This is a genomic window from Neptunicella marina, from assembly GCF_014270035.1.
GTDB classification, from domain to species: domain Bacteria; phylum Pseudomonadota; class Gammaproteobacteria; order Enterobacterales; family Alteromonadaceae; genus Neptunicella; species Neptunicella marina.
Map to the genome: position 1 here is coordinate 470,762 of NZ_JACNEP010000001.1, position 23,831 is coordinate 494,592.

Sequence of the window (23,831 nt, forward strand, 5' to 3'; positions counted from 1 at the left end):
AATCTTTTTTATTTTTTATCGCACCAGCCTAACACTGCAATGTTGGCTGTCATCCATAGGGTTGCGGACAGTTTCAACATGTACGACCAGTTACAGATAGTTCAATATTATTGGCTTTATCAGCAATTTGCAAAGGTTTGTTAATTATTTGTAATTAAGATTAACGCTGACATAAGCCCTTTGAGATACAACGAATTTTTTGCACACAACAAGCCTAGCCAATGATAGAATCGCGCGCATTGAAAAGTTTAGTAATATCTTTATAACAGGTCACAAAATGCAGTTCGAGATTTCCCCAGATGCGCTGGCAAACAAAATCATTCTGATTACAGGCAGTGGTGATGGCATAGGCAAACAACTGGCGTTGGATTGCGCCAAAGCCGGTGCTACCACCATTTTACTGGGTAAGACGGTGGAAAAATTAGAACAGGTTTACGACCAAATTTGCCAAAACAACTGGCCGCAACCGGCAATCGTGCCAATGGATTTGAACGGTGCTAACGAAAGCCATTATCAGGGACTGGCAACTACTATAGAAGAGCAGTTTGGCAAGCTGGATGGCCTGGTACTTAATGCCGGGCAATTGGGAACATTACGTCCACTGGCGCAAATTCCACTCGATGAATGGTCAGAAGTGATGCAAGTAAACGTCACCAGTCAATTTTTGATGTTAAAAACACTTATCCCTGTTTTGCAAAAAGCACAACATGCCTCTGTGGTATTTGCTTCATCTGGCGTAGGTAGAAAAGGCCGAGCCTATTGGGGATGTTACAGTGTATCTAAATTTGCCAGCGATGGATTAATGCAATCGCTGGCTGATGAATATGCAAACTCAAGCCTGCGCTTTAACGCAGTCAATCCCGGCGCAACCCATACCGCCATGCGCACTAAAGCCTACCCTGCAGAAAATATTAGTTCACTGAAAAAACCGGAAGACGTAGTTGCACCTTATCTGTATTTATTAAGTGATAGCAGCATTGGCCAAAACGGCCTGTTTGTGGAAGCTCAACCTAAATAATCCAAACGACATAATAATAAAGCCCGCAACTGCGGGCTTTTTATTAAATGACATTAACTGCCTTCACGTGTCCTTGTTTTCTGGATACGCTTAGGACGCTTTTTAGTGAATTTCTTATCGTTGGGGCGTTTAGTCTGAGGTTTTGCTGACGCTTGCTGCGCCTCACTGTTGGCTGCCGAGCCCCCTTTTTTCTGTGACAATTTATGTTTTTGCACAGAACGACGCATACGATTAATACGCACGTGATCCAGTTTAGTTTTGCGCTCGTCCAGTAAGGTCTCGGTTTCTGCCGGCAATTGCACCAACTTTCTCAGGTAATTAACTTGTTTAAGTTCCAGTTCAATCCAGGCACCCTGAGGTAAGCGTTTTTGCAGTTCCAAATTACCGTAACGAACACGGATTAAGCGACTCACCTGAAGATCCTGTGATTCCCACAAACGACGAACTTCGCGGTTACGTCCCTCAGTTAAGGTTACATTATACCACTGGTTAATACTTTCATCGTCTCCAACCCGTGGACGGATGGTTAAGAATTTGGCCAGACCATCTTCCAGTTGAACGCCGTTTTTCAGTGTATTTAGTGTTTCAGGTGTTACTTCACCAAAAACACGTACTGCGTATTCACGCTCAACTTCATGGCGTGGATGCATCAAGCGGTTTGCCAGTTCACCGTCATTGGTAAACAACAGTAATCCGCTGGTATTAATATCCAGACGACCGACTGCAATCCAGCGACCGTTGCGGATACGCGGAATGCGATCAAATACGGTGGGACGACCTTCCGGGTCGTGACGAGTACACATTTCACCTTCTGGCTTATTGTACATAATCACCCGACACACATCTTTTTGCTGCGATTTTTCAATTAATTGGCCATCGACACGTATCTGGTCACCTGGTTCAACCCGGGCACCGAGCGTGGCAATATCGCCATTAACTGATACCCGGCCATGCTGGATCCATTCTTCCATCTGACGTCTGGAACCAATACCGGCGGTGGCCAGTACTTTTTGTAATTTTTCACTCATTATTAATGTACTTGCTGTTCCGTATCCGGGGTTAACACTAACTGTGGCTGATTATCCTGTAGCTCTTCGCCTTGCTCCACTTGCTCGAAAGCATCTATTTGCGGAAGTTCAGATAATTCGGACAGTGAGAAATAGTCCAGAAACGCTTTTGTTGTTGCATATAATGATGGACGCCCCGGCACTTCTTTATGACCGACAACTTTAATCCATCCTCTTTCCATCAGGGTTTTCATAATATGGCTACTGACCGACACGCCACGAATGGCTTCAATATCGCCGCGTGTTACCGGCTGACGATAGGCAATCAGGGCCAGAGTTTCCAGTAAAGCGCGCGAATAGCGTGGTGCCTGCTCCTGCCACATTTTTGCCAACCACGGACTTAAACTATCCTGCGACTGAAAACGATACCCACTGGCGACTTTGACTAACACTATGCCACGTGACTGATATTCCTCGGCCAGTTCTTTTAATGTGTCGTTTAAGCGCTTTTTGCTGACCTGAAGTCCATCCAGCACAGTAGTTTGCAGTTTTTCTTCATTAACCGGTTGTTCTGCCACAAAAATAGCAGCCTCAACCAATTGTTTTAACTGAGTATCTGATAACTTTGCCATTTATGCCGCCATTCTAACGTGAATATCCGAAAAAGGCTCGTTTTGAACCAGCTCAATCATCGATTCTTTCACCAGTTCCAGTATGGCTAAAAACGTCACCACCACTCCGGCTTTGCCTTCTTCCGCGGTAAAAAACACACTAAAACTACAAAATTGCTGCTGACTGACTTGATCCAAAATAGCCGACATACGTTCTCTTGTAGACAAAGCCTCCGGCGCAATTTGGTGATGCTCAAAAGCACTGGCACGCACCATTGCAGCTTGCATCGCAAAAACCAGTTCTTTTAATGCCACCTGAGGCAAAACTTTAACCGGTTCACAGCTTTCTGCTGTTTGAGCACTGGCACGATAAATATCGCGTTCTTCACGCGGCAATAAGTCTAATTCGGCTGCCGCTTCTTTAACGGCTTCGTATTCTCGCAAACGCCGAATAAGTTCAGCGCGTGGGTCCACTTCTTCGTCTTCATCATCCTGACGTTTAGGTAATAACAAACGTGATTTAATTTCTGCCAGTATGGCCGCCATTAACAAATATTCGCCCGCCAGTTCCAGTTTAATGTCTTTCATCAATTCCACGTACTCCATGTACTGACAGGTAATCTGGTACACAGGCAAATTCATAATATCGAATTTTTGTTTGCGAATAAGATACAAAAGCAGGTCAAGCGGACCTTCAAAGGCTTCCAGAATGACTTCCAGTGCATCGGGTGGAATATAGAGATCTTCCGGTTTTTCCATCACCGCTTCGCCATTGATAAAGGCAAGCGGTAAAGGTTGCTGGATTTGGATACTGGATTTAATGTCAGACATCAGCGAATGTAGTCAGTGGATTACTCAAATATACCCGGGTCACCGCTGCCTTCACGGATAACCTCAGCATAACCTTCCGACATATCTATCACAGTGGTCAGGTGTTCACCTAAATACCCCCCGTGAATAATCAAATCCACTTGTTTTTCCAGCTTGTCGCGAATTTCATCAGGATCAGATTCAGCCATACTGTTACCTGGTAAAATCAGAGACGTCGACATTAACGGCTCACCCAACTCTTCCAGTAATGCCAGAGCAATCGCGTTATCCGGCACACGAATACCAATGGTTTTACGTTTAGGATTTTGCAAACGATTTGGCACTTCCCGGGTAGCTTTAAGGACAAACGTATAAGGCCCCGGCGTATTATTTTTGATTTGTCGAAAGGCCTGATTATCCACTTTGGCGTATTTGGATAACTCAGACATATCTTTACACATTAGAGTAAATTTATGCTCTTTTGCGATATCCCGAATGCGGCATAAACGTTCCAATGCACTTTTGTCGTCCATATGGCAACCAATGGCATAACCTGAATCAGTGGGATAAACCACCACTCCACCCTGATGAATGATTTCACAGGCCTGGCGCAATAGTCGCTGCTGAGGATTGTCCGGATGAATATAAAAAAACTGACTCACGCGCTTTCTCTTTTACTTAGAGGTTTAAATATCCAGTTATGCCATATTGGCACAACCTGTTCGGGAAGCGAAAGATTTTTACCCAGCTCAGTCCAGCGATTGGGGAAGTGAAAATCTGAGCCAGCTGACGCTTCCAGTTGGTATTCTGTAGCATAGTCTACCATTTGCTGTTTGCGCTGCGGCGATAAATGCGAATGGATCACTTCGATGCCATCACCACCGCTTTGTTTAAATTCAACGATAAGGCGGCGTAACCATTTGGCCGATAAATCATAGTGGCCTGGATGTGCCAGCACAGCTTTACCGCCGGCATCATGGATCCATTTAATCGCGGTTGGAATATCAATCCACTGCGGTTTTACATGCGCCCGCTCACCTTTGCCCAGGTACTTTTTAAAGGCTTTTTCCAGCGAATCGACAACACCTTTTTCCAGTAATACCCTTGCAAAATGCGCTCGGGTGATTTGCCCTACCCCGGCAATTTCTCTGGCTCGTTCGTAACAACCCGCCACGCCCGCTTTTTCTAACTTTTCAGCAATTTTGCGTGCACGCTCATCTCGGGATTGTCCTTGCAATTCAAGACGTTCAATTAATCTTGCATCCCGATAATCCAGATTCAAACCCAGAATATGAATATCAAAGTTATGCCAGCCGGTAGAAATCTCGACGCCCGGGATAAGTGTCATAGCCCGCTTCTGACCTGACTGATAATTCATTGCAGATTGAATGCCCGCCACTGTGTCATGATCGGTAATCGCCAACACATCCACTTGCATGTTGTGCGCGCGGTCAATTAACTCTTCGATGCTCAATCGTCCATCTGAAAAATGGCTATGGCAATGTAAATCAATTTTCGACAATGAAACACGCCTCTCTACTTGTATTGAACGCTAAATTTTCCGAATTTTTATACTTTTAACTCAAGGTGTTAAGTCAAAACATAAATTGTTGAACATACCTTATAACAAATTTAACTGGGCTTTTGCTCAACCAGTTTAAAGTTTGGGTTGACTTTAAACACAGAATGCATTCTTCTATAGGGCATTGAATTTGCACATTATACGGCAATTAGAAAACAGATTATGAACTTAAACACAATTAACTCTCAAAAAACTGTTTGGTGGTGGCACTTCCTGGATTAGCGGGCGGTGTGCTTTTGTGTTTAAAAAAGGTATCAGGGCTCGCACTATGCGGGCCTTTTTTTTGGCAGTAAAAAAATAAAACAGGTAAGAAAACATGAGTTTATCTGAACTTAGCCAGCAACCGGGTAAAGTAGAAAGCATTATAAAACCGGTACAATATGTCGCAGAGCCTCTCGCGCTCTACCGTTCTTTATGTGAAGGACGTGCACACAATTTACTGCTTGAATCAGCAGAAATTGATTCAAAAGACGATTTAAAAAGTCTGATGTTAATTGATGCTGCGCTGCGTCTGGAATGCAATAACCATAAGGTAAACTGTCAGGCCTTAACCTCCAACGGGGCTGCCATATTGCCGTTACTGGCACAGGCCTGCGATGCCGAATCTGAGCTAAGTGAAAATCAACTCACGCTAACATTTACCACAGCGCAAGATGCACTTGATGAAGATAGCCGTTTAAAAGCGCATTCGGTATTTGATGCGTTGCGCCAGATTATTTTAACCATCACACCACTGCGTCAGCATCCCGATGCTTTATTCATCGGCGGTGTCTTTGCCTACGATATGCTGGCCAATTTTGAACAACTACCTGATGTACAAGAGGGCATTAACAGCTGCCCCGATTTTGTTTTTTATGTGGCCGAAACCCTGCTTTTAATCGATCATCAACAACAAACATCTGAACTGATTGGCAGTGTATTTAGTGGCGCCGATGTGGCTAATCAATACTTTGCAGTCAGTCAGCGTTTAGAATTACTGGAACAGCAGATCGCCAATCCACAACCCATTGCTAACAGCAACTTACAACAGGTCAGCATTGAACAATTAAGCATGGATAAGTCAGATGATGAATTTAAACAGGATGTGAATCAGTTAAAGGAACACATATTGTGCGGCGATATATTCCAGGTAGTACCGTCACGTACCTTCAGTCTGCCCTGCCCACATCCTTTTAATGCCTATCAGCAACTTAAACAACAAAATCCCAGCCCTTACATGTTTTATCTGCAGGACAGTGATTTTTGCCTGTTTGGTGCATCGCCAGAATCTGCCCTGAAATATCAGCAAGAGAGCAATCAGGTAGAAATTTATCCGATTGCCGGTACCCGCCCGCGCGGACTTAATCCTGATGGCAGCATTGACCGCGATCTGGACAGCCGCATTGAACTGGAACTGCGTCAGGACGAAAAAGAAAAAGCCGAACACATTATGTTGGTGGATTTAGCCCGTAATGATGTGGCACGCGTTAGCGAACCGGGCAGCCGTTATGTTGCTGACTTATTGCAGGTTGATCGTTATTCACAGGTGATGCATTTAGTGTCAAGAGTGGTCGGTCAGCTGCGCAATGATCTGGATGCATTACATGCCTATCAGGCCTGCATGAACATGGGCACCTTAGTGGGTGCACCGAAAGTCAGTGCTGCCAAATTAATACGCGAAGTCGAGCAGCAACGTCGCGGCAGTTATGGAGGCGCGGTTGGTTATATAAATGGTCAGGGCGATATGGATACCTGCATCGTTATCCGCTCTGCGTTTGTTAAAAACGGCATGGCGCACATTCAGGCTGGAGCAGGTGTGGTGTATGACTCCGACCCGCAATCGGAAGCCGATGAAACCCGCGCTAAAGCGCAGGCTGTTATTCACGCCATCGTTGCAGCCCATTCAGCGGCATTATAAGGAGAATCAGGATGTCGAATAATGCGTCTACGACTTTGTTTTTAATCGATAACTTCGATTCATTCAGTTACAACTTGGTGGATGAAATGCGCAAGCTCGGTTTTGCCATGCAGGTTTATCGCAACAATATAAGTGCAGATTTGATCCTGCAAAAAATGCAGCAAACCGCCGGCAGAGCGATTTTAATTTTATCACCCGGCCCCGGCGCGCCCTCTGAAGCGGGTTGTGTGCCAGAGTTACTCAAAAAGGTAGCGGGTTTGTACCCGGTACTGGGCATTTGTTTAGGCCATCAGGCGATTGTGGAACATTATGGTGGTGTGGTGGACAGGGCATCTGAAGTGCTGCACGGCAAATCGTCTAACATGAATCATTGTCAGGATAAAATGTTCAGCGGGTTGCAACACCCGTTGCCCGTTGCGCGTTATCATTCACTGATGGCCACTCAGCTCCCCAGCGCTTTAGAAGTATTAGCCCAGTATCAGGATGTGCCCATGGCGGTTTATCATCAGGCGGACAACATGCTGGGTTTTCAATTCCACCCCGAATCAATATTAACCAGTCAGGGCAGCCGCTTACTGACTCAAAGTATTGCGTTTCTCGCTAAGGACTAAACCAATGCAAGCATTGTACGAGCAACTTTATCAGGGCAAGTCCCTTACTCAGCCGCAAAGCCAGCAATTTTTTAATCAGGTCGTTAAAGGCGAAGTGGATGATATTTCACTGGCCGCCATGTTAACTGCGTTGAAATTTCGTGGCGAAACACCCGCTGAAATCGCCGGAGCCGCCGCAGCGTTAATTGACAATGCCACAGCATTTCCTCGCCCCGATTATCAGTTCACCGATATCGTCGGCACCGGTGGTGATGGTCACAATACGATTAATATTTCATCGGCCTCCGCCATAGTAGCCGCCGCCTGTGGGTTAAAAGTCGCCAAACACGGTAATCGCAGTGTATCGAGTAAATCGGGCTCTGCAGATTTATTTAATGCTTTTGGTTTGGATCTCATGATGGCGCCAGATACTGCACGTGCTTGTCTGGATCAGGCCAATTTTTGTTTTTTGTTTGCGCCCTGTTATCACGCGGGCATTAAACACGCGATGCCAGTGCGTACCCAGCTAAAATCGCGCACCATTTTCAATTTACTGGGACCACTGGCCAATCCAGCGCGTCCCAGCCATATGATGATAGGCGTGTATCACGCCGATTTATTAATGCCCTTTGCTAAAACACTGCAGTTACTCGGTTATACCGATGCCATGGTGGTGCATGGTAATGGACTGGATGAAATCGCCTTACATGGCAGTAGCGAAATTGTGACGTTAAAAGATGGTGACTTTAACGCTATTACAGTTGATCACAGTGATTTTGGTTTGCCGCACTTTGAGCTAAGTGCGATAGAAGGTGGTGAGCCTGAGCACAATAAAATGCTGATTGAAGCCGTTTTAGCAGGTAAAGGTGCAGCAGCGCACGAGGCCGCTGTGGCAGCCAATGTCGCCACCCTGCTAAAACTCAACGGCAAAGTAGAAACCTTCAAACAAGGTGCCGAATTGGCCATGGACACCATTAAATCCGGTAAGGCATTACAAACGATTCAACAGGCAGCGGAGATCAGTCGTGGCTAATGTATTAGAAAAAATCTGCGCCGATAAAAAAATTGAAATCGAACAGCTCAAACTGGCACTGCCACTAGAGCAATTTAAAGATTCATTGCAGCCTTCAGAGCGAAGCCTGTATCAAAACCTAAGTCGACCCAATGCGGGATTTATTCTTGAGTGCAAAAAAGCTTCGCCATCTAAAGGTTTGATCCGCGAAGATTTTAATCTGGATGAAATCATCGATGCTTACGCGCCTTATGCGGCAGGTATTTCGGTGCTGACTGATAAAAAATATTTCTCCGGTGATTTTGCTTACTTAAGATACGTACGTGAACACGTCACGCAACCGGTTTTAAACAAAGACTTTTTTATTGACCCCTATCAGGTGTATCTGGCGCGTTATCATAATGCCGATGCGATTTTGTTAATGTTATCGGTATTAGACGATAACCAGTATCGCGAGCTGGCGGTCATAGCCGATAGCCTGCAACTGGATATTCTGACCGAGGTCAGCAATCAGGAAGAAGCAAAACGTGCCTGTGAACTGGGGGCAAAGATCATAGGCATTAACAACCGTAATTTACGCGACCTGTCAACCGATTTGGCTACCACCGAACTGCTGGTACCTTTGTTACCTAAAGACGCGGTCATTATCAGTGAGTCCGGCATTTACACCCATCAGGATGTGCAACGTTTAGCACCACTGGTAGATGGATTTTTGGTTGGCAGCAGCTTAATGTCACAAAAAAATGTCAAAAAAGCAGTAGAGCAGCTGTTATATGGCAAGGTCAAAATTTGCGGCATCACTAATGTTACAGACGCTAAACTTGTTGCAGAATCTCCGGCCAGTTTTGCCGGATTAATCTTTGCCAAACAATCAAAACGCAGGGTCACCATTGAGCAGGCGAGTGAGATAACAAACTCAGTGCCTTTTAATTATGTGGGTGTGTTTGTTGACGCTGATGTGGAAGACGTTGTCAGTACAGCTGCACAACTTTCCCTCGCCGCAGTGCAATTACACGGCAATGAGGATGCACATTATATTCAGCAATTAACAGCCAAACTGCCCGCAGATTGCCAGATTTGGCGCGCTGTTGGCGTAACAGATCAGTTGCCTGAGATATCAGACATCAGTGCCGATTGTATTTTGCTCGATTGCAAAATCGGCAATCAAAGCGGCGGCACCGGTCAGGCATTTAACTGGGAATTACTTTCAACAATTAAAAATAAGTCAAACCTGGCGCTGGCCGGTGGACTTAGCCCCGACAACATCCAACAAGCGGTTGCCACAGGAGTTGCATTACTTGATGTGAATTCAGGCGTCGAGGACGCACCGGGGCAAAAGAATGCACAAAAAATCTCACAACTTTTTGAAAATTTAAGACAGTACTGAGGACATCATGAGCAATAAACTCGAATCAAAATTTGGTCAGTATGGTGGTATGTATGTACCTGAATTGCTGATCCCTGCCCTTGACCAACTGGAACAGGCGTTTATTGATGCGCAAAATGATCCGGAGTTTCAAGCGGAATTTATTGGTCTGCTAAAAGATTATGCCGGACGTCCTACCCCGCTGACCAAAGTCAGAAATCTGGTGAGCAACCCGTTGGTCACCATGTATCTCAAGCGTGAAGACTTATTACATGGCGGCGCCCATAAAACCAATCAGGTATTAGGTCAGGCGCTGTTAACCAAACGTATGGGTAAAACCCATGTAATTGCCGAAACTGGTGCCGGTCAGCACGGTACCGCCACCGCACTAGCCTGTGCATTACTTGGCTTAAAAGCGCGTATTTACATGGGTGCCAAGGATGTTGAACGTCAGGCGCCAAACGTATTTCGTATGCGTTTAATGGGCGCAGAAGTTATCCCTGTGGATGCAGGCTCTGGCACTTTAAAAGATGCGGTGAATGAAGCATTGCGCGACTGGTCTGCCAGTTATGAAACCGCGCATTACCTGTTAGGCACTGCTGCTGGCCCGCACCCCTTCCCGACTATCGTACGTGAATTCCACCGTATGATAGGCGAGGAAGTGCGTGAACAAATTATGCAAAAAGAAGGTCGTTTACCGGATTCAGTGGTGGCTTGTGTAGGCGGTGGCTCGAATGCCATCGGTATTTTCGCTGATTTTATCGATTCCCCGGAAGTGGGTTTAGTTGGCGTAGAGCCAGCGGGTAAAGGCATCGATACCCATATGCACGGCGCTGCTATTGCGACCGGCAGCTCAGGTATTTTGCACGGCGCTTATAGCTACATTATGCAAGACAAAGACGGCCAGATTGAAGAATCCTACTCGGTGTCTGCCGGCTTAGATTACCCTGCTGTAGGCCCACAACATGCACACCTCAACGATATCGGCCGTGCGACTTACAGCTCAGTGACGGATGATGAGGCGCTTGAAGCCTTTCAGTTATTAGCCAAAAAAGAAGGCATTATTCCTGCGCTTGAATCGTCACACGCGCTGGCCCATGCACTGAAAATGGCCGAAGCTGCCGACAAAGAAACCCTGATTGTGGTTAACCTGTCTGGTCGCGGTGATAAAGATATCGACCATGTACAAAAGATTTTAAAGGGAGATAACTAAGATGCAGACGTCTTCTACCGACCGTTACGCACAATTATTTGATGACCTTAAAACCAAACAACAAGGCGCATTTGTTCCTTTTGTGATGTTAGGAGATCCGGATAAACAAACCAGTATCGAGATTATCCTTACTCTGGTTGAAAACGGTGCCGATGCGCTCGAGCTGGGTTTCCCTTTCTCAGATCCGATTGCCGATGGCCCAACCATTCAAAAGGCGGCCATCCGTGCTTTGGATCAAGGTATTCGCCCAGACGATTGTTTTGAGATTATCGCCGCCGTGCGTGAAAAACACGCCGATATTCCTATTGGTTTGTTGCTGTACAGCAATCTGGTGATGAAACCCGGCATCGAGGCTTTTTATGCTAAGGCTGCTCAGGTTGGCGTAGATTCTATCTTATTGGCCGATGTGCCTTTGCGTGAAAGCGCGCCATTCAGAGATGCCGCTGTTAAGTACAACATTAAACAGATCCTGATTGCACCGCCAAATGCCAGCGATGACGCCTTGGCTGATATCGCGGCCGCCAGTGACGGTTATATCTATTTGCTCGGCCGTGCTGGTGTAACCGGTACTGAATCCACCGCTACCACACCAGTGGCAGAACTGGCAGCCAAGTTAAATCAGCATAAAGGTGCGCCAGCGGTAATTGGGTTTGGTATTTCAAAACCTGAACATGTTAGCGCGGCAATTAAGGCCGGCGCAGCGGGAGCGATTGCAGGTTCAGCCACGGTTAATTTGATCCATGACAATTTAGGCGACAAGCAGTTAATGCTGCAAAAACTGGCTGACTTTACTCAGGCAATGAAAGCCGCGACTTTATAAGCCAGCCCCAAAAGCTGATGATTAACCATCAGCTTTGGTAACAATCTGTAAAACTTGCGGATAGCTGCACAACAAAAAATCGTGTTAGTATCCGCAGGCATTAATTCAACCCGAGGGCAACAATGCAGGCTTTAATTGAATTCCTTCCCCTGCTGATTTTCTTTATTTTTTACAAAACGCACGACATATTCTGGGCAACAGGCGCTTTAATGATTGCCTTTGCACTACAATTGATTGTCACCTACGCGATAAAAAAACAAATCACCAAACAGCAATGGATCATGTTCGCCATCGTAGTGGTATTTGGTAGCTTTACCTTACTGCTGCGTGATGAAACCTTTATCATGTGGAAACCCACCATTGTTTATCTGATCTTTGCAGCCGTGTTACTTGGGTCACAAATACTCAAAAAACCTGCACTTAAGCAAATGATGGAATCGGCTATTAGCGTGCCAGATAAAATCTGGAACAGAATTAATCTGGCGTGGGGGCTGTTTTTTATCGCCGCTGCTGCGGTAAATCTGTTGGTCGCTTACCAATATACCCAGGAGCAATGGGTTAACTTTAAAGTATTCTGGATGACAGGTGCGAGCCTGGTATTTACGGTTTTAACAGTACTGTACTTAGTGCGATATTTACCAGGTGAATCCGAACAACAGGACGAACAATAATGATGTGGTACATGATTTACGCTGAAGATGTGGCTAACAGTCTGGAAAAGAGACTGCAGGCACGTCCAGCCCACTTAGAACGTTTAACCAGTTTAAAAGAACAGGGACGCTTATTAATTGCCGGACCAACCCCAGCGATTGATAATCCTGATCCGGGTGAAGCAGGTTTTAGTGGTTCGTTAGTGGTCGCTGAATTTGCCAGCTTGCAGGAAGCAAAAGACTGGGCCGATGCCGACCCGTACTTTGCAGCAGGCGTTTACGCCAAAGTCACAGTCAAACCCTATAAAAAGGTTCTTCCGTAACCGATGTTGAGAGTCAATGAATTTATCGTGTTAAACGATGATGAAATTGAAATGACCGCCATTCGCGCGCAAGGTGCGGGCGGTCAGAATGTTAATAAAGTCTCTTCTGCCATCCACTTACGCTTTGATATTGCCAAATCATCCCTGCCGGAATTTTATAAAAATAAATTGCTGGCGATGCGTGATTCCCGCATTACCCGTGATGGGGTCATCATACTAAAAGCCCAATCAGCCAGAACCCAGGAACAAAATCGCGAACAAGCCCAGCAACGATTAATTGAACTGATACTGGAAGCGGGAAAAGTGCAAAAAGCCCGCAAAGCCACTAAACCTACCCGGGCATCAAAAGTTAAACGCATGGACAGCAAAACCAAAGCGGGCCAGAAAAAACAAATGCGCCAAAAGGTGCAGTTTTAAATATCTTTCTGGCGGTGAGCCGGCTACAAAATCTATGGCACGTAATCCAGTAAACGTCTGTCCATATCTGCCATGACCCTGGCTTTGAAATCTTTTGCTTTGATATCCGCGATGAGGGTTTTGTATTTGGCGATATCTACCAGCTCCAGATTAGCGGTAATGGTTTTAAACAAACGCGGTAATTTATCACCCGGGCTCTGAATATGATGCAGTCCACCGCTGTAGACAAACAACATTTTGCCTTTTTCCAGCCGCTGTAAAATTTCTGCCACACCACCGCGCGCACTCATGGGTTTACCGTGCTTATCCAGTCCGTTACGACGTTTCATACGCCCTTCAGGTAATATGGCTGTGATCACATCATGACTGACATGGGATAAAAAATGCTGCCACGACTCATCTTTCTTACGGGTAATCGGGATCGCACCCGGTAATAATGCTTTAAGCATTTTCCCGGCAAAAGGGCGCTGCATAGTAATATCCGCACCCGGCAGCACAACTTTATGCGCCACATCCCACACCAATCGCCAGGTGGCAAAACGAATAAATAATGGCTCAAATAAACTGGTATGATTCAGGAAAACAATCAATTTAACCTGATCAAAGCTTTCTTCCCGCTCTTCACTCAACCAGTTTTTTTTACCACGGTAAAACACATGCGACAGCAACTTTACTTTCGCCATCAATAAAAAGCTTAAAAATTTCCACATAGTTTGTTTTTGAATGTTACTGATTATTAAAAGATTTTATTTGATTAACGCAGATTATGCCTCGCCTGCGTTAATTTTTCCTTTAGTTTATTTTACACCAGCCGATAGCCAATGTGAGTTTGGCAAGAGGTATAACATGAACACATTATTTTCAGTCCGTAAAACAGGCATGGCAATTATGTTGTTACTTGTTACCTTGCTAACCCAGACTGGTTGTATGCAAAGTCAGTCACATGCCGCTGCACATGGCGATGTTCCCTCAACATTAGTTCCTGCTAATACACTTAAAATTGTCAACGGGGTCTTTTATACCTCCCTGACCCGCGGCAATTGGTATTATAAGGGCGCCCGTGCGTTTAACGGCACCATCAATGCGTATATCGAAATTCCAGCTGAAGTTTCAATGGACAAGGCACTTCTGAAAAGCTATTTGCAAACCTCAATCTGCCCTGGTGCAGACAAAAAATTGCTCTGGCAACAATTACAGAATATTACCTTAAAAGTGCACCTCTACACCGAAGGAAATAGCCGAGGTATACGCACCCAATGCTTAAACCCATTGGTATAACGCAGTAAGTTATGAATAAAGGGCTTAATGCCCTTTTTTCATATCTCTTTTAGCAACAATAACTGCCTTGGTTGATCTATTGAAAAGTGAAAGGCACTCAGCACATTCATTCCCAGTAAACCATCGACCCGCTGTTCCGACATTGGCAATACTGCCACATTAATGTGATGTAACCGTGTATTGCCCAAAACAATTTCATCAAATGTGTAAATAGGTGCTTCAATGTCCCCGGCAGCAGTATGCAAATTGAATTGCCCCAAAAATTGATATTGGGAGGCTTGGAAGTAACGTTGGAAAAAACGCTGGGATAATGCCGTCACCGATGCGCCGGTATCAATTAACAATCGGCTTTGTTGCCCATCCAATCCAACATCCACCACATACTGTTGGCCAATTTGCGTTAAAGGTATACTGGCAATGTAATCATCAGAATTTTGATTGGGTGATGTTGCGTTTGCTTCATCGCTTTTTGCGAGTTCACGGATTTCACGTACTGCGGCTAAATTGCTGTCTATACCAGTCAGCACACTTTCCATCAGATTAAACTGATCCAGCATCGCATAGGCTCTTGCTAATGCCAGACTATAAAATACGTTGTTAGAATCAACCTGATATAAAGGCTCAACAAACCTTGCCAACACATCCCAGGATTGCGTTTGGGTTAAACTTTGAATTGCATTTTGGCTTAATTCATTAATCCGTTTTAACACCTGTTTACGTTGCTCATCAGTTGTTACTTTATCCAGCAAATCATAATACCCCAGCAGTGCTTCGCTCAGTAACTGCGTTTTACTGTGCAAATCGGCTTCCAATAGCAAAAAAGCAAAATCCTGTGGGTGTGCCGACAAATATTCTGTTAGCAAGGTATTTAGTCCGGCATATTGTTGCTGGCGCAAAAGATTTTGTGCCCGTTTAAGCATTTGTTGACGTTTAATATCTGCACTAATCAAACCAGCAGCTGCAATGGCTTGCCCGTTAGAACTGTTAGTTTGCCTGTCCTGTTGTTGAGACACTTCACTGGAATTGATTGCTGTATATCCTTGCTGCTCAGCGTCCTGCGCCAGCTTGTATTGCCAAATATTCATGGCCAGAGACAGACACAACAACAGCCACAATAGGTTATTTTTCATCGGTGAAAACCTGATAATTCAAAAACATAGAGTCAAACTCATCGGCGTAGATATTCCGCTTTAATTCGGGTTAAATAAACCAATCAAAATTAATCAAGAAGGTGAAGTAAGTGAAAAAAACGGTTGGGGCAGGACTATTACTCATACTTGGCGCCTGTAGCACGGTTCCGGATATGCCCGAAGATCAATCGCTTACTCCACATTCACTTAGCAACAATACTGCAACTGACAGTGACACAACATCCTCTACAGCACAACAATCATCAGATACGGCCATTGCACAAACCAAGGCTGATACTAAGCCTGAACCCGGCAAGAGTTCGAATAAAACGGCGGCGGTGGCTGCACTAAACGACAACGGCTGGAGTGTATTAAAACAAGTAGAACAGGAACGCCCCACAGAAGTGCCAGCCTACCGCCTGTGTCATATTGACGCTCATAATCAGGTTAGCGATTTTTATTTTGAGCAGGGTAAATCCTTTATGGATGGTGACCTGCCCCCGTGGAAAGATGGCGAAATAATCAGTAGCAGCAGTAATCCCGGTGCGATTCAGCTTAAAATGCGTAAACTCGGTGCTATGTGGGCAGTGCAAATGGTATTTGAACCCACACAAAAATTTCGCTGCCAGTTCAAAGGCATGGACGACGCCTGCGCCCCAAGCTGGTGTAATTTAGCAATAAGCAACGAATCAAACAGCGGCGAAAACGCTGATGCTTACTTAGATAAAATCAGTCATGCGGCAAAGTCGGTGGGTATGCAAGTGGTGGTGGAATAAGCGCTGTCACACATAAATATCCAGATGACCATCGGCATCTTTGCCGTCGTCTTCTTCACTGGTGGTTGTTTTAGCCCTGGCTTTAGCACCCGGTTGCCCTTCATGTTTTTCACGGGCATCACGCTCTTCAGCATTTAAGCCTTTTTCTTCATCCGATAGCTCGCGGATTTTGGCTTCTTTATCCACCTGCTGTACTTTAAATTGTTCTTTTTCAATACTGGCTTTTCCCTCACGCGGCAGTACCGAAAAGATTAAATCACTGACCATGTTATTTGCTTCCCGTTTTGCTAACTGGCTATCGGCCAGTTTATAGTCACACTTTAATCAGACCTAAGCATAATGTTAATCAAAAAAAGCTGCTTAGTTTGCCTTCATATATATTAATCATCTATGCATAAGACAAGCCAAATCGCTCAAAATTCAATCACACTGGAATATTACTATCCAACAAAAATATAAGTTAAAATCAAACAGCATAGTGATTTGGTTAGAAATTCTTACGTTTTCAATATTTATGCGTTGCATTAAATTACAACTTTGGTTAGTTTAGAGCCTCGATTGAACGAAGAGCAGTCAAATGATTTTAACTAACCTGAAAGCAGTACATCATCACCATCATATAGCATAACCTTTCAGGTTCGTGCTGGAAGGTCTGTAGCCACCTTCCAGAGGAACAGTTTTATAACTAAACCCCCGGTAGGTGACTACCGGGGGTTTTTTATTTCAGGTTTATACTTTTTAGATTTCAACAAAGGCGACATACAGCAATGACAGATACAACCAGACTCAGAATAGCGGTACAAAAATCCGGGCGTTTATGCGATGGCAGCATGGAGTTGTTAAAAGCCATAGGCGTTAAATTATCTATCCGTGACCGTTTGTTGATTGCTCATTCGACCAACCTGCCAATTGATTTATTGCGTGTACGTGATGACGACATTCCCGGTTTGGTGATGGATGGCGTGGTTGATCTGGGTTTTATTGGCGAAAACGAACTGGAAGAAAAAATGCTCGAACGCCAGGCGACCAACCGCAACGCCAGCTACAAAGAGCTAACCAAACTCGATTTTGGTGGCTGTCGTTTATCCATCGCCGTGCCTAACGAATTTAACTACCAGTCAGTGCAGGATTTTAACGGTAAATCGATTGCCACCACCTACCCTTATTTGCTGGAGCGTTATTTTAAACAAAACAATGTTGATGCCAGCGCGGTGATGTTAAACGGCTCGGTGGAAGTAGCACCACGTGCCGGATTAGCCGACGCCATCTGCGATTTAGTCTCTACCGGTGCTACGCTCGAAGCCAATGGTCTGCGTGAAGTACAGGAAATTTTCCGCTCCACTGCGGTATTGATTCAACGTTCAGGCGAATTACCGGCGGCCAAACAAGCATTAGTGGATAAACTGATGCCACGCATCGCTGGCGTAATGCAGGCCAAAGAAAGCAAATACATTATGCTGCACGCGCCAAAAGACAAACTTAAAGAAGTACAGGCACTGTTACCGGGGGCGGAAAACCCAACCCTTTTACCGCTGGCGAATAACGACAATACAGTGGCCATTCACGTGGTCTGCACCGAAACCCTGTTCTGGGAAACCATGGAAAAACTCAAAGCACTGGGTTGCAGCTCGATTCTGGTGATGCCGATTGAAAAGATGATGGGCTGAGGCGGAGATATTCAGCATGCAAATCTGGTCACAACTAAGCAGCGATGAGCAACAAACCCTGCTGGCACGACCGGCGTTAAAAGATAACCGCCAGTTAAGTCAGACGGTGACGGAGATCATCTCTAAAGTCAGAAACGATGGCGACAGCGCCCTGCTTGAATTTAGCGCCAGGTTTGATGGCGTGACACTCGATTCGCTGGCACTGGCACAAAGCGAACTGGATAACGCCGAACAGCAATTAACCGGCGAGGTAAAAGCCGCGATTGAACTGGCCTATGCCAATATTCGCCGTTTTCATGAAGCGCAAAAGCCTAGCGATACCCGCATTGAAACCGCGTCCGGTGTAGTGTGTGAACTTAAACACGCGCCCATTGCGGCGGTGGGTTTATATATTCCCGGTGGCACCGCACCGCTGCCCTCAACTGTGTTAATGCTGGGTGTATCGGCACAAGTTGCAGGATGTCAGCGCAAAGTGCTATGCACGCCTTGTGGCAAAAACGGCCAAATCGCCGCAGAAATTCGTTACGCCGCCAAACTGTGTGGCATTAACGAGATTTATCTGGTCGGTGGTGCACAAGCGATTGCCGCCATGGCCTTTGGTACCCAGTCGATTGCCAGGGTCGATAAAATTTTTGGCCCGGGAAACAGCTATGTGACCGAGGCCAAACAGCAGGTTAGCCAGTCTGCCCAGGGCGCAGCCATTGATATGCCGGCAGGACCATCTGAGGTATTAGTGATTGCCGATGGCAACGCCAATGCGGAATTTGTCGCCTCAGATTTATTGTCACAAGCCGAACACGGCAGCGATTCACAGGCGATTTTGGTGTGTAACAGTGCAGCTAACATCGAGCTGGTGAAACAGGCTGTGGAACGCCAACTGGCTAAGCTAAATCGCCGCGACATCGCAGCCCAAGCCATGGCCAATAGCCGTTATATTTTAACCGACTCCCTTGAGCAATCGGTTGCAGTTTCTAACCGTTATGCGCCGGAACATTTGATTATTCAAACCGAGAATGCGCGCGCCACGCTGGATAACGTGACCAATGCCGGTTCGGTATTTGTTGGCCCCTGGTCGCCCGAATCCGCTGGTGATTACGCCAGTGGCACCAACCACGTGCTACCCACTTATGGTTATGCGCGTAATTATTCCTCGTTAGGGGTGATGGATTTTGTGCGCCGTTACACTGTGCAGGAATTATCTGTCACCGGTATTCAAACTATTGGCCCGGCGATTGTGTCACTGGCCAACGCGGAAGGTCTGGATGCCCACGCCAACGCCGTTAGTATTCGATTGGAGAGCCTTAAATGAGCGCCCAGCAGTTAGTCGATAAATTATTAATTGAAAACCTTAAAGCGCTACAGCCCTATCAATCGGCGCGGCGTTTATTTAAAAGTGACGATTTGGCCGAACAACCGGGCTGGTTAAACGCCAATGAATCGCCCTTTGCCAATGAGTACAACCTTAATTGCGAGCGTTTAAACCGCTACCCGGATTGCCAGCCAGCATCGGTAATCAACGCCTACGCCAGTTATGCTGGCGTCAACAAGGATCAGGTGATTTGCTCACGCGGCGCCGATGAAGGCATCGAGCTGTTAATCCGTGCCTTTTGCACACCGGGGCAAGACAAGATTTTAATCTGCCCGCCGACTTACGGCATGTACGCCATCAGCGCTGAAACCTTTAATGTGGGCGTGGAAAAAGCCCCGCTAAAAGCCGATTTCTCACTGGATATCAGCGCCATCAACAGCTTTAAAGATAAGGTGAAGCTGGTGTTTATCTGCTCGCCGAACAACCCCACCGGCACCGATGTGGCCGGGCAGCAGCTCACTCAGGTACTGGACACTTTTGCCGGTAACGCACTGGTGGTGGTGGATGAAGCCTATTTTGAATTTAGCCAGCAGGCCAGCTGGGCAGGCAAACTGGCGCAATACCCCAATTTAGTGGTGCTGCGCACCTTATCCAAAGCCTTTGCATTAGCCGGTATTCGCTGTGGTTTTACCCTGGCTGATAACGCGGTAATTCAAGCGCTACTAAAAGTTATCGCCCCCTATCCGGTGCCCGACCCGGTGGCGCAAATCGCCAAACAGGCACTAAGCAGCGCTGGCATTAGCCAGATGCAGCAACAAGTCAGTGTGCTGAATGATGAGAAAACCGCGCTGAGTATTGAGCTTGGTAAAATCAGTCAGATTGAACTGGTGGGTGATACTGCCGCCAACTTTATTTTATTCCGTACGCCAGCCAAACAAGCGCTGATGGATTATCTGGTTAAAAACGGCCTGATTATTCGTGACCAGTCCAGACAACTGGCGCTGGATAACTGCCTGCGCATCAGCATTGGTAATCCCTCACAAAACCAGCGTTTAATTGAACTCATTCAACAATTTTTTACCCCGGAGCAAACCGCATCATGAGCCAGCAAGCCATTTTATTTATCGACCGCGACGGCACCTTAGTCGAAGAGCCCGCCATCGACAAACAACTCGACTCACTGGAAAAACTGGTGTTTGAACCAGCCGTGATCCCGGTACTGCTTAAACTGCAACAAGCGGGTTTTCGTTTGGTGATGGTATCGAATCAGGATGGTCTGGGTACCGACAGCTTCCCGCAGGCGGATTTTGATGCGCCGCACAACAAAATGATGCAGCTGTTCCAAAGTCAGGGCATTGTGTTTGACGATGTGCTGATTTGCCCGCACTTTGACAGCGACAACTGTAGTTGCCGCAAGCCCAAGCTCGGATTAGTCAAAGATTACCTGCAACAAGGCAAGGTGGATTTTGCGCGCTCGTTTGTGATTGGCGATCGCCAGACCGATATGCAACTGGCTGAGAATATGGGCATTCAGGGCATTTTATACAGCCGCGATGGCTTTAACTGGCCAGCGATTAAAAAACAATTAACCGGACAAAACCGCACCGCCAGCGTGCACCGTAAAACTTCGGAAACCGATATTCTGGTAAAAGTGGATTTGGACAATAACGCTAAATCCAGCATCAGCACCGGCCTGGGCTTTTTTGACCATATGCTTGACCAAATCGCCACCCACGGCGGGTTTAATATGACGGTGAACGTCGATGGTGATCTGCACATCGACGATCACCACAGCGTGGAAGATACCGCACTGGCACTGGGCGATGCACTGCGTCAGGCACTGGGCAACAAACGCGGTATTGGCCGTTTTGGTTTTGCGCTGCCGATGGATGAATGCAAGGCTGAATGTGTGCTGGATATTTCTGCTCGCCCATGGCTGAAATTCGATGCCGAATTTACTCAGGAGCGCGTGGGTGAAATGTCGGTACAAATGGTGCCGCACTTTTTCCGCAGCTTATCCGACAGCATGGGCATTTCGCTGCACTTATCCACCACCGAGGGCAACGCCCACCATCAGGTAGAAAGCCTGTTTAAAGTGTTTGGCCGCGCACTGCGTCAGGCCATTAGCAAACAAGGTGATGAACTGCCCTCCAGCAAGGGAGCGCTGTGATGGAGCTGGTGATAGTTAATACCGGCTGCGCCAATATTTCCTCGGTGCGTTTTGCCATTGAACGCCTAGGCTACCAAGTGGCGGTATCGGATAACGCCGCGCAAATTCAGGCCGCCGACAAGGTATTTTTACCCGGCGTCGGTTCGGCCAATGCGGCCATGAGCCAAATCAAACAAAAAGGCTTGGTTGAGGTGGTGGCAAAACTCACTCAGCCAACGCTGGGTATTTGTTTGGGCATGCAGCTGATGACCAAATTCTCCGATGAAGGCAATACCGACTGCTTGGGTGTTATTCCCACCAAGGTCAATAAAATGCTGGCCGATGGCCTGCGCCTACCACATATGGGTTGGAACCAAATCACGCCAGTAAACAATAATTCACTATTTGAAGGCATAGCCGCAGGTAGTTACTTCTATTTTGTGCACGGCTTTGCCGCGCCGGTAAGTGAGGTGACACTGGCCAGTTGTGAATACGGCCAGCCGTTTTCCGCCAGTATTGGCCAAGGCAATTATTACGGCGTGCAGTTTCACCCCGAGCGTTCCAGCGAAGCGGGTGCCAGATTGCTGGCTAACTTTATTCAAAATACCTGAGGCAGCGCATTAGCATGATCATACCTGCAATAGATTTAATTGAAGGCAAAGTAGTACGCCTGTATCAGGGCGACTACGGCCAAAAAACCGAATACCAGCTCGACCCGGTTGAGGTGGTAAACCAATACGCCGCAGCGGGCGCCAGCTGGTTACATATCGTAGATTTAACCGGCGCTAAAGATACCGACAAACGCCAGCTTAAACTGATTGGCGAGATGGTCGCCACCGGCAAAATGCAGTTTCAGGCCGGCGGCGGTATTCGCAGTCAGGCCGACGTTGAGCAATTGCTCGAAACCGGCGTCAGCCGCGTGGTAATTGGTTCGGTAGCGGTTAAACAACCCGAACTGGTAAAAAGCTGGTTTACCCAATACGGCGCCGACAAAATTGTGCTGGCACTGGATGTCAACATAGATGCCAACGGCAATAAAATGATTGCCACCCACGGCTGGCAGCAGGATAGCGGTGTAGGCTTGGAAGCGCTGTTAAGCGACTTTTTAGAGGTGGGTGCCAGACACGTGCTGTGTACCGATATCAGCCGTGACGGCACGCTAAAAGGCGCCAACGCCGAGCTGTATGCACAAATGACTGAACAATTCCCGTCGGTCGGTTGGCAGGCATCCGGCGGCATTGGCTCGCTGGAGGATATTAACGCACTTAAACCGACTAAGGTCGCGGGCGTAATTTTAGGTCGCGCCTTGCTCGAAGGTAAATTCACCCTCGAACAAGCCATTCAAAACTGGGAGGCGCGCTAATGCTGGCACGACGTATCATCCCTTGTCTGGATGTAAAAGATGGCAAAGTGGTGAAAGGGGTAAAATTCCGTAACCATGAAATTATTGGCGACATAGTGCCGCTGGCGGCGCAATACGCCAAAGCCGGCGCCGATGAGCTGGTGTTTTACGATATCACCGCCTCCAGCGATGCGCGGGTGGTGGATAAAAGCTGGGTCAGCCGTATTGCCGAGGTGATTGATATCCCCTTTTGTGTGGCAGGCGGCATTAAATCGGTGGAAGATGCCGGGCGCATTCTGGAAATGGGCGCGGATAAAATCTCGGTCAATTCCCCAGCATTAACTAATCCCGAGCTGATTACTCAATTGCACGACCAATACGGCCAGCAGTGTGTGGTGGTGGGCATCGACAGTTATTTTAACGAGCAAACCGGCCAGTATCAGGTCAATCAGTTTACCGGCGATGAAAGCCGCACGGTAGTGACCAAATGGCAAACGCTGGACTGGGTAAAAGAAGTGCAACAACGCGGCGCAGGCGAGATTGTACTTAACTGCATGAATCAGGACGGCGTGCGTCAGGGTTACGATATTGAACAGTTAGCCAAAGTACGCGCAGCCTGCAATGTGCCACTGATTGCCTCCGGCGGCGCCGGAAAAATGGCTGATTTCAGTGAAGTTTTTCAACAAGCCGACGTAGACGGCGCACTGGCCGCCTCGGTATTCCATAAAGGCATTATTGATATGCAGGAATTGAAGGCATACCTGCGCAGTGAAGGCGTGGCAATACGGGCTTGATAGTGATGAGCTACGAGTAGCGAGTTGCGAGTTGCGAGCAAAAGAAATCAGCAACGCGCCGCGAGTTTCG

General features: G+C 46.8%; 27 protein-coding genes and 1 other annotated feature. Of the genes, 19 read left to right on the top strand and 8 right to left on the bottom strand.

Going from position 1 to position 23,831, the window contains the following annotated elements; all coding sequences use genetic code 11:
* Nucleotides 1-277: 277 nt before the first annotated feature.
* Complete coding sequence (locus H8B19_RS02160) at nt 278-1,018, top strand: YciK family oxidoreductase (RefSeq protein ID WP_186505126.1); 741 nt, start codon at nt 278-280, stop codon at nt 1,016-1,018.
* A 53-nt stretch (nt 1,019-1,071) separates the two neighbouring features.
* On the opposite strand, the gene rluB is transcribed toward H8B19_RS02160, so the two are convergent.
* From rluB to H8B19_RS02185, 5 genes are read right to left on the bottom strand one after another with little or no spacing between them, the layout of a single operon-like run.
* Nucleotides 1,072-2,046: a 23S rRNA pseudouridine(2605) synthase RluB gene (gene rluB, locus H8B19_RS02165; protein WP_186505127.1), complete on the bottom strand. Its 975-nt coding sequence runs from the start codon at nt 2,044-2,046 to the stop codon at nt 1,072-1,074.
* A 2-nt stretch (nt 2,047-2,048) separates the two neighbouring features.
* The gene (gene scpB / locus H8B19_RS02170) at nt 2,049-2,657 is read right to left on the bottom strand and encodes an SMC-Scp complex subunit ScpB (protein ID WP_186505128.1); all 609 of its coding nucleotides are present in this window, start codon (nt 2,655-2,657) and stop codon (nt 2,049-2,051) included.
* Complete coding sequence (locus H8B19_RS02175) at nt 2,658-3,467, bottom strand: segregation and condensation protein A (RefSeq protein WP_186505129.1); 810 nt, start codon at nt 3,465-3,467, stop codon at nt 2,658-2,660.
* A gap of 20 nt (nt 3,468-3,487) precedes the next feature.
* Nucleotides 3,488-4,108 (bottom strand): L-threonylcarbamoyladenylate synthase, encoded by a 621-nt coding sequence (locus H8B19_RS02180; RefSeq protein ID WP_186505130.1) that lies wholly within the window; start codon nt 4,106-4,108, stop codon nt 3,488-3,490.
* The gene (locus H8B19_RS02185) at nt 4,105-4,968 is read right to left on the bottom strand and encodes a PHP domain-containing protein (protein ID WP_194362596.1); all 864 of its coding nucleotides are present in this window, start codon (nt 4,966-4,968) and stop codon (nt 4,105-4,107) included. The genes H8B19_RS02180 and H8B19_RS02185 overlap by 4 nt, the downstream gene beginning before the upstream one ends.
* Nucleotides 4,969-5,344: 376 nt before the next feature.
* On the opposite strand from H8B19_RS02185, the gene H8B19_RS02190 reads away from it, so the two are divergent.
* From H8B19_RS02190 to arfB, 9 genes are all read left to right on the top strand, one after another.
* Nucleotides 5,345-6,925: an anthranilate synthase component 1 gene (locus tag H8B19_RS02190; protein ID WP_186505131.1), complete on the top strand. Its 1,581-nt coding sequence runs from the start codon at nt 5,345-5,347 to the stop codon at nt 6,923-6,925.
* Nucleotides 6,926-6,936: 11 nt separating this feature from the next.
* Nucleotides 6,937-7,536, top strand: a complete 600-nt coding sequence (locus H8B19_RS02195) for an aminodeoxychorismate/anthranilate synthase component II (RefSeq protein ID WP_186505132.1) — start codon at nt 6,937-6,939, stop codon at nt 7,534-7,536.
* A gap of 4 nt (nt 7,537-7,540) precedes the next feature.
* Nucleotides 7,541-8,548: an anthranilate phosphoribosyltransferase gene (gene trpD / locus H8B19_RS02200; RefSeq protein WP_186505133.1), complete on the top strand. Its 1,008-nt coding sequence runs from the start codon at nt 7,541-7,543 to the stop codon at nt 8,546-8,548.
* Entirely contained in the window at nt 8,541-9,914 is a 1,374-nt protein-coding gene (gene trpCF / locus H8B19_RS02205) for a bifunctional indole-3-glycerol-phosphate synthase TrpC/phosphoribosylanthranilate isomerase TrpF (RefSeq protein ID WP_186505134.1), read from the top strand. The genes trpD and trpCF overlap by 8 nt, the downstream gene beginning before the upstream one ends.
* A gap of 7 nt (nt 9,915-9,921) precedes the next feature.
* Nucleotides 9,922-11,106, top strand: coding sequence for a tryptophan synthase subunit beta (trpB, locus tag H8B19_RS02210; protein ID WP_186505135.1), 1,185 nt, complete (start codon nt 9,922-9,924; stop codon nt 11,104-11,106).
* Nucleotide 11,107: 1 nt separating this feature from the next.
* Nucleotides 11,108-11,926, top strand: coding sequence for a tryptophan synthase subunit alpha (trpA, locus tag H8B19_RS02215; RefSeq protein WP_186505136.1), 819 nt, complete (start codon nt 11,108-11,110; stop codon nt 11,924-11,926).
* Between the two features lie 122 nt (nt 11,927-12,048).
* Nucleotides 12,049-12,597 carry a septation protein A gene (locus H8B19_RS02220; protein WP_186505137.1) on the top strand — a complete coding sequence of 183 codons (549 nt, stop codon included), beginning with the start codon at nt 12,049-12,051 and terminating at the stop codon, nt 12,595-12,597.
* 2 nt (nt 12,598-12,599) lie between these two features.
* Complete coding sequence (locus H8B19_RS02225) at nt 12,600-12,899, top strand: YciI family protein (protein ID WP_186505189.1); 300 nt, start codon at nt 12,600-12,602, stop codon at nt 12,897-12,899.
* A gap of 3 nt (nt 12,900-12,902) precedes the next feature.
* Nucleotides 12,903-13,316: an alternative ribosome rescue aminoacyl-tRNA hydrolase ArfB gene (arfB, locus tag H8B19_RS02230; RefSeq protein WP_186505138.1), complete on the top strand. Its 414-nt coding sequence runs from the start codon at nt 12,903-12,905 to the stop codon at nt 13,314-13,316.
* A 32-nt stretch (nt 13,317-13,348) separates the two neighbouring features.
* Here the strand turns inward: arfB and H8B19_RS02235 are convergent, their stop codons facing one another.
* On the bottom strand, nt 13,349-13,999 hold the full coding sequence (locus tag H8B19_RS02235; RefSeq protein WP_186505139.1) for a 1-acyl-sn-glycerol-3-phosphate acyltransferase: 651 nt from the start codon (nt 13,997-13,999) through the stop codon (nt 13,349-13,351).
* Nucleotides 14,000-14,039: 40 nt separating this feature from the next.
* Between H8B19_RS02235 and H8B19_RS02240 the strand changes: the two genes are divergently transcribed.
* Nucleotides 14,040-14,594, top strand: coding sequence for a hypothetical protein (locus tag H8B19_RS02240; RefSeq protein WP_186505140.1), 555 nt, complete (start codon nt 14,040-14,042; stop codon nt 14,592-14,594).
* Between the two features lie 38 nt (nt 14,595-14,632).
* On the opposite strand, the gene H8B19_RS02245 is transcribed toward H8B19_RS02240, so the two are convergent.
* Entirely contained in the window at nt 14,633-15,724 is a 1,092-nt protein-coding gene (locus tag H8B19_RS02245; RefSeq protein WP_186505141.1) for a retropepsin-like aspartic protease family protein, read from the bottom strand.
* 110 nt (nt 15,725-15,834) lie between these two features.
* Here H8B19_RS02245 and H8B19_RS02250 point away from each other — a divergent pair, with 110 nt between their 5' ends.
* Nucleotides 15,835-16,500, top strand: coding sequence for a hypothetical protein (locus H8B19_RS02250; RefSeq protein ID WP_186505142.1), 666 nt, complete (start codon nt 15,835-15,837; stop codon nt 16,498-16,500).
* A 6-nt stretch (nt 16,501-16,506) separates the two neighbouring features.
* Here H8B19_RS02250 and H8B19_RS02255 read toward each other — a convergent pair whose 3' ends face one another.
* On the bottom strand, nt 16,507-16,767 hold the full coding sequence (locus H8B19_RS02255) for a hypothetical protein (protein ID WP_186505143.1): 261 nt from the start codon (nt 16,765-16,767) through the stop codon (nt 16,507-16,509).
* A 336-nt stretch (nt 16,768-17,103) separates the two neighbouring features.
* Nucleotides 17,104-17,223 (top strand) — a sequence feature (His leader region).
* 44 nt (nt 17,224-17,267) lie between these two features.
* Between H8B19_RS02255 and hisG the strand changes: the two genes are divergently transcribed.
* The 7 genes from hisG to hisF are packed head-to-tail and all read left to right on the top strand — an operon-like array spanning nt 17,268 to nt 23,761.
* Nucleotides 17,268-18,167 (top strand): ATP phosphoribosyltransferase, encoded by a 900-nt coding sequence (gene hisG / locus H8B19_RS02260; protein WP_186505144.1) that lies wholly within the window; start codon nt 17,268-17,270, stop codon nt 18,165-18,167.
* Between the two features lie 16 nt (nt 18,168-18,183).
* The gene (gene hisD / locus H8B19_RS02265) at nt 18,184-19,476 is read left to right on the top strand and encodes a histidinol dehydrogenase (RefSeq protein ID WP_186505145.1); all 1,293 of its coding nucleotides are present in this window, start codon (nt 18,184-18,186) and stop codon (nt 19,474-19,476) included.
* Nucleotides 19,473-20,579, top strand: coding sequence for a histidinol-phosphate transaminase (gene hisC / locus H8B19_RS02270; RefSeq protein WP_186505146.1), 1,107 nt, complete (start codon nt 19,473-19,475; stop codon nt 20,577-20,579). Before hisD ends, hisC begins: the two co-directional genes overlap by 4 nt.
* Nucleotides 20,576-21,646: a bifunctional histidinol-phosphatase/imidazoleglycerol-phosphate dehydratase HisB gene (gene hisB, locus H8B19_RS02275; protein ID WP_186505147.1), complete on the top strand. Its 1,071-nt coding sequence runs from the start codon at nt 20,576-20,578 to the stop codon at nt 21,644-21,646. Before hisC ends, hisB begins: the two co-directional genes overlap by 4 nt.
* Nucleotides 21,646-22,236, top strand: coding sequence for an imidazole glycerol phosphate synthase subunit HisH (gene hisH, locus H8B19_RS02280; RefSeq protein ID WP_186505148.1), 591 nt, complete (start codon nt 21,646-21,648; stop codon nt 22,234-22,236). Before hisB ends, hisH begins: the two co-directional genes overlap by 1 nt.
* A gap of 14 nt (nt 22,237-22,250) precedes the next feature.
* Nucleotides 22,251-22,988: a 1-(5-phosphoribosyl)-5-[(5-phosphoribosylamino)methylideneamino]imidazole-4-carboxamide isomerase gene (gene hisA, locus H8B19_RS02285; protein ID WP_186505149.1), complete on the top strand. Its 738-nt coding sequence runs from the start codon at nt 22,251-22,253 to the stop codon at nt 22,986-22,988.
* Complete coding sequence (gene hisF / locus H8B19_RS02290) at nt 22,988-23,761, top strand: imidazole glycerol phosphate synthase subunit HisF (protein WP_186505150.1); 774 nt, start codon at nt 22,988-22,990, stop codon at nt 23,759-23,761. Before hisA ends, hisF begins: the two co-directional genes overlap by 1 nt.
* Nucleotides 23,762-23,831: the final 70 nt, after the last annotated feature.

What these genes read in the sequence shown, in the direction of transcription:
- H8B19_RS02160 (WP_186505126.1), top strand. Translation starts at nt 278, where the DNA reads ATGCAGTTCGAGATTTCCCCAGATGCGCTGGCAAACAAAATCATTCTG.
- rluB (WP_186505127.1), bottom strand. Translation starts at nt 2,046, where the DNA reads ATGAGTGAAAAATTACAAAAAGTACTGGCCACCGCCGGTATTGGTTCC.
- scpB (WP_186505128.1), bottom strand. Translation starts at nt 2,657, where the DNA reads ATGGCAAAGTTATCAGATACTCAGTTAAAACAATTGGTTGAGGCTGCT.
- H8B19_RS02175 (WP_186505129.1), bottom strand. Translation starts at nt 3,467, where the DNA reads ATGTCTGACATTAAATCCAGTATCCAAATCCAGCAACCTTTACCGCTT.
- H8B19_RS02190 (WP_186505131.1), top strand. Translation starts at nt 5,345, where the DNA reads ATGAGTTTATCTGAACTTAGCCAGCAACCGGGTAAAGTAGAAAGCATT.
- H8B19_RS02195 (WP_186505132.1), top strand. Translation starts at nt 6,937, where the DNA reads ATGTCGAATAATGCGTCTACGACTTTGTTTTTAATCGATAACTTCGAT.
- trpD (WP_186505133.1), top strand. Translation starts at nt 7,541, where the DNA reads ATGCAAGCATTGTACGAGCAACTTTATCAGGGCAAGTCCCTTACTCAG.
- trpB (WP_186505135.1), top strand. Translation starts at nt 9,922, where the DNA reads ATGAGCAATAAACTCGAATCAAAATTTGGTCAGTATGGTGGTATGTAT.
- trpA (WP_186505136.1), top strand. Translation starts at nt 11,108, where the DNA reads ATGCAGACGTCTTCTACCGACCGTTACGCACAATTATTTGATGACCTT.
- H8B19_RS02220 (WP_186505137.1), top strand. Translation starts at nt 12,049, where the DNA reads ATGCAGGCTTTAATTGAATTCCTTCCCCTGCTGATTTTCTTTATTTTT.
- H8B19_RS02225 (WP_186505189.1), top strand. Translation starts at nt 12,600, where the DNA reads ATGTGGTACATGATTTACGCTGAAGATGTGGCTAACAGTCTGGAAAAG.
- arfB (WP_186505138.1), top strand. Translation starts at nt 12,903, where the DNA reads ATGTTGAGAGTCAATGAATTTATCGTGTTAAACGATGATGAAATTGAA.
- H8B19_RS02235 (WP_186505139.1), bottom strand. Translation starts at nt 13,999, where the DNA reads ATGGCGAAAGTAAAGTTGCTGTCGCATGTGTTTTACCGTGGTAAAAAA.
- H8B19_RS02240 (WP_186505140.1), top strand. Translation starts at nt 14,040, where the DNA reads ATGTTACTGATTATTAAAAGATTTTATTTGATTAACGCAGATTATGCC.
- H8B19_RS02245 (WP_186505141.1), bottom strand. Translation starts at nt 15,724, where the DNA reads ATGAAAAATAACCTATTGTGGCTGTTGTTGTGTCTGTCTCTGGCCATG.
- H8B19_RS02255 (WP_186505143.1), bottom strand. Translation starts at nt 16,767, where the DNA reads ATGGTCAGTGATTTAATCTTTTCGGTACTGCCGCGTGAGGGAAAAGCC.
- hisG (WP_186505144.1), top strand. Translation starts at nt 17,268, where the DNA reads ATGACAGATACAACCAGACTCAGAATAGCGGTACAAAAATCCGGGCGT.
- hisD (WP_186505145.1), top strand. Translation starts at nt 18,184, where the DNA reads ATGCAAATCTGGTCACAACTAAGCAGCGATGAGCAACAAACCCTGCTG.
- hisC (WP_186505146.1), top strand. Translation starts at nt 19,473, where the DNA reads ATGAGCGCCCAGCAGTTAGTCGATAAATTATTAATTGAAAACCTTAAA.
- hisB (WP_186505147.1), top strand. Translation starts at nt 20,576, where the DNA reads ATGAGCCAGCAAGCCATTTTATTTATCGACCGCGACGGCACCTTAGTC.
- hisH (WP_186505148.1), top strand. Translation starts at nt 21,646, where the DNA reads ATGGAGCTGGTGATAGTTAATACCGGCTGCGCCAATATTTCCTCGGTG.
- hisA (WP_186505149.1), top strand. Translation starts at nt 22,251, where the DNA reads ATGATCATACCTGCAATAGATTTAATTGAAGGCAAAGTAGTACGCCTG.
- hisF (WP_186505150.1), top strand. Translation starts at nt 22,988, where the DNA reads ATGCTGGCACGACGTATCATCCCTTGTCTGGATGTAAAAGATGGCAAA.